This is a genomic window from Sphingomonas sp. 28-62-20 (genome assembly GCF_002281505.1).
This window is the reverse complement of the sequence record NZ_NCGH01000048.1, coordinates 1-7,231: the sequence shown is the minus strand read 5'-3', so window position 1 is coordinate 7,231 and position 7,231 is coordinate 1. Positions and strand designations below refer to the sequence as shown.

Annotated in this window: 4 protein-coding genes; all 4 read right to left on the bottom strand. The window is 62.9% G+C overall.

Annotated elements, in window-relative coordinates; genetic code table 11:
* Nucleotides 1-57: 57 nt before the first annotated feature.
* Nucleotides 58-717 (bottom strand): ArdC family protein, encoded by a 660-nt coding sequence (locus B7Y43_RS19665; RefSeq protein WP_374133359.1) that lies wholly within the window; start codon nt 715-717, stop codon nt 58-60.
* 82 nt (nt 718-799) lie between these two features.
* A complete protein-coding gene (locus B7Y43_RS19660) occupies nt 800-2,878 on the bottom strand; it encodes a ParB/RepB/Spo0J family partition protein (protein ID WP_374133360.1) in 2,079 nt (692 codons plus the stop codon).
* A 142-nt stretch (nt 2,879-3,020) separates the two neighbouring features.
* Nucleotides 3,021-4,748 (bottom strand): strawberry notch C-terminal domain-containing protein, encoded by a 1,728-nt coding sequence (locus B7Y43_RS19655; RefSeq protein WP_374133358.1) that lies wholly within the window; start codon nt 4,746-4,748, stop codon nt 3,021-3,023.
* On the bottom strand, nt 4,745-7,168 hold the full coding sequence (locus B7Y43_RS19650; protein ID WP_374133357.1) for a strawberry notch-like NTP hydrolase domain-containing protein: 2,424 nt from the start codon (nt 7,166-7,168) through the stop codon (nt 4,745-4,747). Before B7Y43_RS19650 ends, B7Y43_RS19655 begins: the two co-directional genes overlap by 4 nt.
* Nucleotides 7,169-7,231: the final 63 nt, after the last annotated feature.

Below are 7,231 nucleotides of genomic sequence, written 5' to 3'. Positions count from 1 at the left end.
CTCGAAGGGCTCTGATTATGCCGAGGTGCCGCATGGCGGATGGCCGAAAAACAAGTCCTAGCCAACGCCATGCGGCATAATCAGGGTTACGGCATTATGTCCAAGTTCGTGGGCTTTGGTGGCGACATATCCGTCTTCGGTGCGGAACGCGCCCCGCTCGGGAAGCTGGATGTAGTCTCCGCCCGACGAGAAGAATGCACGATCGCCGCCATGACGGATGTCCGCAGGGATCGGCGCAAAGAAGGCTTGGATGGCCGCTGCCTTCACGGAGGGCGTTGGCGGTGCTTCAGGGAGCGGACTGGGATAGAAATGCGGCGGCAGGCCTTCGATCTGCGAGGCGTTGAAGACGCTGTAGGACCGCATGAACCGGATGGTTTTCGACGTCTCCTCGCCAGTCGCCTGATCAACGTCGGTCTTGCTCGTGCTGTTGAAATAGATGCTCGGCTCGGCCGTCTCACCTTTGCGCACCTGCCCGCCCAGTTCCTGAGCCTGACGATAGGTCATCCAGTAGCGCGAGGCATATCCGAGGCAGTCAGCGACCGCCCAGAGATAGAGGCGATTGATCCCGGTGTAGGGCAATCCGCCAGCACGCAGGGGCGCGCCCCCCGACCCGGTCTTTTTCCAGGGCCGACGCCAAGGCAGTGTGCCGGCCTCGATCCGTGCAATGATGAGATTGGTAATTTCCTGCGCGACATCGCGCTTTGGTCCGCGGCGCATCGGCGTTTCCCTTCTTGGAAGAAGAAGGCCCGGCCACTCGAGTGAGCGACCGGGCCAGGACATCAGGAGGAGGGTAAGGCCTTCAGGCAGCCACTGCCGTGTCTTCGGCGGCGCCTTCGGGCTGCTCTTCGGCATCAGGCAGCGCGTCCGCCCCATCGACTGCGTCGATATCGGCCTCGCCGTCGTCAGAGACCTCGGGATCAGCGCCTTGCACGCCCCCTGGCGCGGCCGTGCTGAACTTCATGGCCTCGGGCAGCCAGGCAAGGGCGGCTTCCTTGACCTCCTGCTCGATGATCGCCTTGCCGGCGAAGATCGTCTCGCAGGTCTTGGCGAGGTCGGCCTTCTTGGACGCCGCATAGCGCGCTGCGAGGTCACTTCCGCCAACCTCGGTCAGCGCGGCCAGACAGGAGGTTTTGCTCACCCGGTCGAAGAAGTTCTCGGCAGTCGGCCGCCACAGAGCCGCAACGTCGACATCGAGCATCGACCCGAGCACGGCATGAACCGGATGATATTCTGATCCGTAGCCCTTCTTGGCCTCGAGCGAGAGCGCCACCGCATAGGCAAGCCAGGCCGCCTTGGCCTCGTCTTCGAGGTCGCGGAAGGCGATGAAACGGGCCGCGACACTGGTCTGCTCCTGCCACGCCTTGTCGAGACCTTCCTCCGCCTCGGCAAGAATGCCCTCTGCCGCTGATTGCGGAACCTCGCCGGTCGCAGGATCGCTCGGCCGTCCCGCCTTGATCGAGGTGCCCTTCCCCTCATAGCTGCGATTGTCCGCGAGCGCGAAGATGGCGAAATCGAGGGCAAGCCCCGGATCGCCGAGCAGGCAGGCCGACAGGATATTGCGGCGCTGAACGGCGAGCTCGTCGAATAGCCTCGCGCTGATCGGCTTCTCGCTTCCGGGTGCGATGGCTTCAGGCCGTGCGGGAGTACCGCTTGCGCGGCCCCCGGAGGTCGGTGCCGGCTCTTCTGCCGTCGCGGTCACATTGCCGTGGTCATCGGTCTCGAACGACAACCGCTTCTCGCTGTAGTAATCTGCCTCGAGAACCATCTCGCCGCGGGTGGTGAGCACGAGGAAGCGCCCGACTTCACCGCGCCATTCTTCGGGCAGCTCACGGACCGGATTATTGAGGTCGCTGCGTTCGGCATCGAGCGCCTCGTACTCGGCCTCGAGCTTCCCGAAGTCGACGTCGTCCTGGTCGTCACCTTCATCGAAGATTGCGCTGATCTCGTCGATCCTGGCGTCGATCTCGTCAATGCGGGCTCTTGCCGCCTCAGTGAGGGGCATAGGCGGGAGCCGGACAGCGGACACGCCCATCTCGCTGCGCGCCTGCCAGGAGTTGCTTGCGGCCACGGGGCTGATCCAGGCAAGTCCGGTCTCGGCCGTGAGGCGCTGAGCTTCAGCTTCCATCTTCTCGGAGGCGAGCCTGTGCGCGATTTCGATATCGATCCAGCGATCTTCGCCCGCATCGCTGAACAGATCGCGCTCGACCTTTCCGCCGGCAGCCACATAGGCATCTTCGCCGATGAGAAGCGCGATAGGGTCATTGCCGCGCATGGAGCCGGTAGCGACCATGCGGCGAATGGCGTCGGCGCTGGGGTTGTAGGCATGGCGCATCTGATCGAAGACGCGCATCTGCACTTCGTGCTGGTCCGTGGCGGCATAGGCCTTGGCGATTTCGAGGGTGATGTCGCCGGCGGCGAGTGCCTCGAAGATCGGCGCTGCCAGATTGGCAAGGCGCAGGCGGCCTTCGACGAACCGCTGGGTGAGTCCGAAGCGCTTGGCCACGGCCGCGATATCGCTGCCTTCTTTGATGAAGTGTTGGAAGGCACGGCATTCTTCAGCCGGAGACATGCCGACCCGCTGGAAGTTCTCGGCGAGCGAGGCTTCGCCCGCGGTTTCTTCGCTACCCTCGAGCAGCTTGCATTCGACTTCAGCATCCGCTGCCCAGGCACCGCGATCGATGATCATGCCGATGGCGCGCAGACGGCGGCCGCCTGCGATCACCGCATACTGGCCGCGCTTCTTGCTCTTGGTCACCAGCAGGTTCTGCAAGAGGCCGCGGGCCTCGATGTCCGCAGAAAGCTGCGCATCTTCTTGGTCGTTGCGTGTTTTGCGCACGTTCGCATCGCTCAGATAGAGCTTGGAAAAGGGAATCAGCATCTCGGTCACTCCTGATCTGCTCCCGGCCATCACCGGGGCATAGATCCCCTCCCCCTCCCCTTGTTTGTCGGGTCCATGCACCGACGAGTCCCTGCACTGGTCGCAGTCGCCATGGGTTCAAGGCCTTCGGCGCTGCCCCGCATCAGCGCATCAGGAGCGCAGCCAGCACGGCCTCCGCCGCCCTTGTCGGAATGAACACCCGTGTGCGGAATGAAATGATCTCGGTGAAGCAGCCGATGCTCTTCAACCAGGGCAGCTGGTCGACGGGGGCGCCGACGATCTCGTAGCGTTGCTCGTTGGCGACCCGCGAGGACTTGATCGTGGCCTCAAACGGTTGCTTGATAGGGATGGTCCGATGCTCTCCGAGCGCCTTGAGGATCGTTTGCTCCGTGAGTTCGACACTCGAGGCAATATCGAATTTCTGCAGAAGGTTTGCGACGTCGAGCTCGTGAACGATGCGGCCGAGCCAGCTGCGTCCCTCCTCATCGACAATTCGCCTAACCTCCAGATATTCGATGGGAAGGCTCGACCAGATCGGCAACAGCAGTCCTGTGGCGAGGTAGATCTTCTCGGTTGTCAGCTTCTCGGCCAACTCGGCAACCTCGGCACACCAGAGCTGCTCGAAGGTCTCCCGAGAGCACTCCGCCCAAGCGGACTCTGCGAGATCATCAAGATGATGGTATTCGCGGCGTAGCGGTCGGTGGAGAGTGACGCGGCGGATCAGCTCGCCCCGATCCGTCATGAAGTGCCGGGACGGTTCGGCCAGCGCTGCCCTGCCACTCTTGGTATTGTGCATCAGCATGCACCCGTCCGACAGGTCGAGGCGCTGCTTTACCCGTTCTAACGTCATTGGCCGGGCACGCGTCCTCAGCGCGAGCTGGAGAAGGTGCGAGGTCGCCCCGGTCCTTGCGTCCGTCCGCAACACAATATCTTCGATGACCTCGGCACTTTCGACCTGGATCGTTTCGACGCCGACATCCAGAGAGCCGGCCTCCCGCGCCGCGGAAACCCGCGCCTCGACCAGCCCAAGAAACTCGTCGAAGATCGCATTCTGCGTGCCGATCGGCAGTGCAAGAATGCGATTGAGCCACCGCTGGATCGGGGGAAGGTCTTCTTCGAGCACGCCGTCCTGGGAGACGATCGTCAATCCGCTGCGTCGCTCGAAGTCAGACAAGGTCACGCTCTTCAGCGTCCCCTCCGCGAGAAGGCCGAACCAGCTGGTGAGCGCCGCCTTGGCATAAGGGCTTTCGAGATTGTCCGCCGGATCGAACAGATTCTGGCCGCCGGTCTGGCGCTGGCCGCGCGTCAATGCCCCAAGGCTGTCGAGGCGCCGCGCGATCGTGCTGGTGAAGCGCAGCTCACCTTTGCAGTTGGTCGTGACCGGCCTGAACAAGGGTGTGTTCGCCTGATGGGTGCGGTGGGTGCGGCCAAGGCCCTGGATGGCCCGGTCGGCGCGCCAACCCGGTTCGAGCAGGAAATGCACCCGGCGCTTCTGGCAGGCCGCGTCAAGGCTGGCATGGTAGGAACGTCCTGTTCCGCCTGCATCGCTGAAGACGAGAATGGGTTTGCGGCCATCCATGAACTGGTCGGTCTCCGATTGGTTCGTTCGCGGAGAGCGGGTTTCAAGGCGTTGGTTGCCATCAGCCTGGGTAATGAGGCGCTTTGTGCGCCCGGTGACTTCTGCGACCTTGTCCGTTCCGTAGTGTTCGATGATGCCGTCGAGGGCCGGCTTGATCGGCGGCATCGCGCAGAGATGCTCGATCAGCTCGGCGCGCCGGGCAATCGCAGCCTGATTGTGCACGGGACGGCCGTCCTCGTCGAACATCGGGGTCGAACGGGTGGCGCCGGTGTCGTCGGTATAGAGCGTCATTTGCTGGGTGGGAAAGGCGCGCTCGAGGTATTCAACCGTCGATCGAGGATGCTTTCGGCTGTCGAGACCAACTGGACCACCACCACCTCATCCTGGTCGAGGTGGTGATTGATGGCGCTGATCAGGGTCGGGAGTTTCATCGAAAGCAGCAGCTGGTTGAAGAAGCGCTGCTTGGTGCTTTCAAAGCGACTGCGCGCGGCGGCCTTCGCGCCGCCGTTGAGCGTGCTGCCATCGATGTCGTCGACCACGCCGGTCAGAGCCAGCGCCTCTTCCATGTTCTGGTGTATGATCGACCAGGCATCCGCGTAAGTGTCGTACACCGCGATCTGCTGGGCCGTCAGATCATGCTTGAGGATCTCGTACTCGACCCCGGCAAAGCTCAGCGCGCGGGCCTGGTACAGCCCAAGGGCCTTGAGGTCACGCGACACCAGCTCCATGGCCGCGATGCCCCCTGCCCTGATCTGACTGATAAAGTCCTCGCGGTTGGCGAAGGCGGTTCCTGGCCCCCAGAGGCCGAGCCGCACCGCATAGGCGAGGTTGTTGACTTCAGAGGCCCCGGTCGCCGAGGCATAGAGCACGCGGGCCTTGGGCAGTTGGTTCTGGAGCATGACGCCGGCGATACCCTGCTGGGAGCCAGATTTGCTCCCGCGAGCGCCCTCCCCTCCGGCGACACCGCCCATTTCATGGCTCTCGTCAAAGGCGATGACCCCTTCGAAATCCGCCCCAGCCCAGTCCAGCAATTGCCTGAGACGGGTCGCATCCTGCCTCTGACTGCGCAGCGTGGGATAGGTTACGAAGAGGATCCCCTCGCGGAAGGGCACCGGCTGATCGATCTTCCAGCTGGAGAGTGGTTGAATGTCGGCAGGCATCCCGCCGATCGCGCTCCAGTCCCGCCGCGCATCTTCGAGCAGGCTCTCGTTTTTGGATACCCAGATCGCCTTGCGGCGTCCGGCCAACCAATTGTCGAGAATGCAGGCTGCAATCTGCCGGCCTTTGCCCGCGCCAGTGCCATCACCGAGGAAGTAGCCCTTGCGGTAGCTGTGTCCGTCTTCAGCCAGAGTGAGAGCGACACCCTCATCAGCGGGGACGAACAGGCCGGGTAGATACTGCTGCCAGGCATTGCCGGCATAGATGACGGTCTCAAGCTGCGCTTCTGAAAGCAAGCTTTCTTTGAGGATGCGGTCCTGCAGGCTGGGGCAATACTCAGGCACTGGCGCGGGTATTGAGCCCATGGCCACACTTTCCACGAGCGGGGTCGGGTGCGCCTTTGCACCATCGATGTCGATCCGGCTCGGGCGGTAGGGCAGATAGACCCCGGCCTGCTCGCCCAGAGGCCGAGGCGTTTCCAGACGGCGAATAACGAGCGGCGATACCGATGGCGCTTCGATCACGCGCGGCTTTGCTGCAGGCGCCTTTACACTGGTGCGCATCGCCTTGAACAGCGTGCCTGGCTTGGTCTGCTGCCGTGCGGAAATTGGTGAAAGCTCGCAAGGACCGACTGCCCGCTTCACTACTGTGATCGCCGCGGCAATCTCTGCGACGGTCGATCGGGCAAGGATCGCAGGACGGATGTTTCCGGGGACCTTGTCGATCACATAGAGGCGAACCGGCACGCTGGTGCCCTGCTTGTGATAGCATCTGGCAAGGCGGCAAGCTGTTTGCACTGTGCAGTTCTCGAATGTCTGGTCATAGATTTTCGAGAGCTTGGCGCTGGTGGTGAACCAGTCCGGCATGACCGCCACAAGTCTGCCGCCAGGAGCCAGTCTACCGAGCGCGGCGCGCAGATGTCGCACCGCTGCGAACTGGTCGACGCCCCGGCCCTCCGATCGGGAAAATGGGGGGTTCATCAAAATCAGGCTGGGGCGCAGCCAGGGATCCAGCGCGGATGCCAGCATCGCACCGTCGATCCCGGTAAGCTCGGCATGCTTGAAAAGCAGAGCGAGCTTCTCACGGCGTTTGGGATCAAGTTCATTGAGGTGCAGTTGCCTGACTGTCGGCAGGCTCGCCACAAGCGCCCCGTGTCCCGCACTCGGCTCCAGCACGATGTCGTCTGGCCGGGGCTGCGCGAGGAAGGTCGCGAGTGCCGCGAGATCGGCAGGCGTAGAGAACTGCTGAAACCTGATTTGGTCTTCGCTCCTGACGGTATGGGTTGGCAGCTCCTCAACCAGAAGGCTCAAAGCAGTAATGTCGTCTAGGCGCACCGGACCGGCTGACCTGAGCAGGTGACGGGTCACCCCTGCTTCGAGGAGGTCATAGGCATCGCGCTGTGCCCAGCGGCCTTCAGCCGAGCTTCCTCCGTAGAGGTTTTTCATTGCGCCGAAGAGCGTATTCTTGGTCAGCGATCCACTGGCAAGCTCCAGCGCAACTTCGTCGATGGCCTGATCAAGGCGGGTGTCGAACTGGGTGAAAAGATCGGTCATGCGCTGCTCCTGATGCTGATGCGCATCAGAGCATCCCCCTCCCCTTCTGGCTTGGCAGCGCGG

Coding starts and splice junctions, on each gene's coding strand:
- B7Y43_RS19660 (WP_374133360.1), bottom strand. CDS start 2,878: ATGCTGATTCCCTTTTCCAAGCTCTATCTGAGCGATGCGAACGTGCGC.
- B7Y43_RS19650 (WP_374133357.1), bottom strand. CDS start 7,168: ATGACCGATCTTTTCACCCAGTTCGACACCCGCCTTGATCAGGCCATC.
- B7Y43_RS19655 (WP_374133358.1), bottom strand. CDS start 4,748: ATGACGCTCTATACCGACGACACCGGCGCCACCCGTTCGACCCCGATG.
- B7Y43_RS19665 (WP_374133359.1), bottom strand. CDS start 717: ATGCGCCGCGGACCAAAGCGCGATGTCGCGCAGGAAATTACCAATCTC.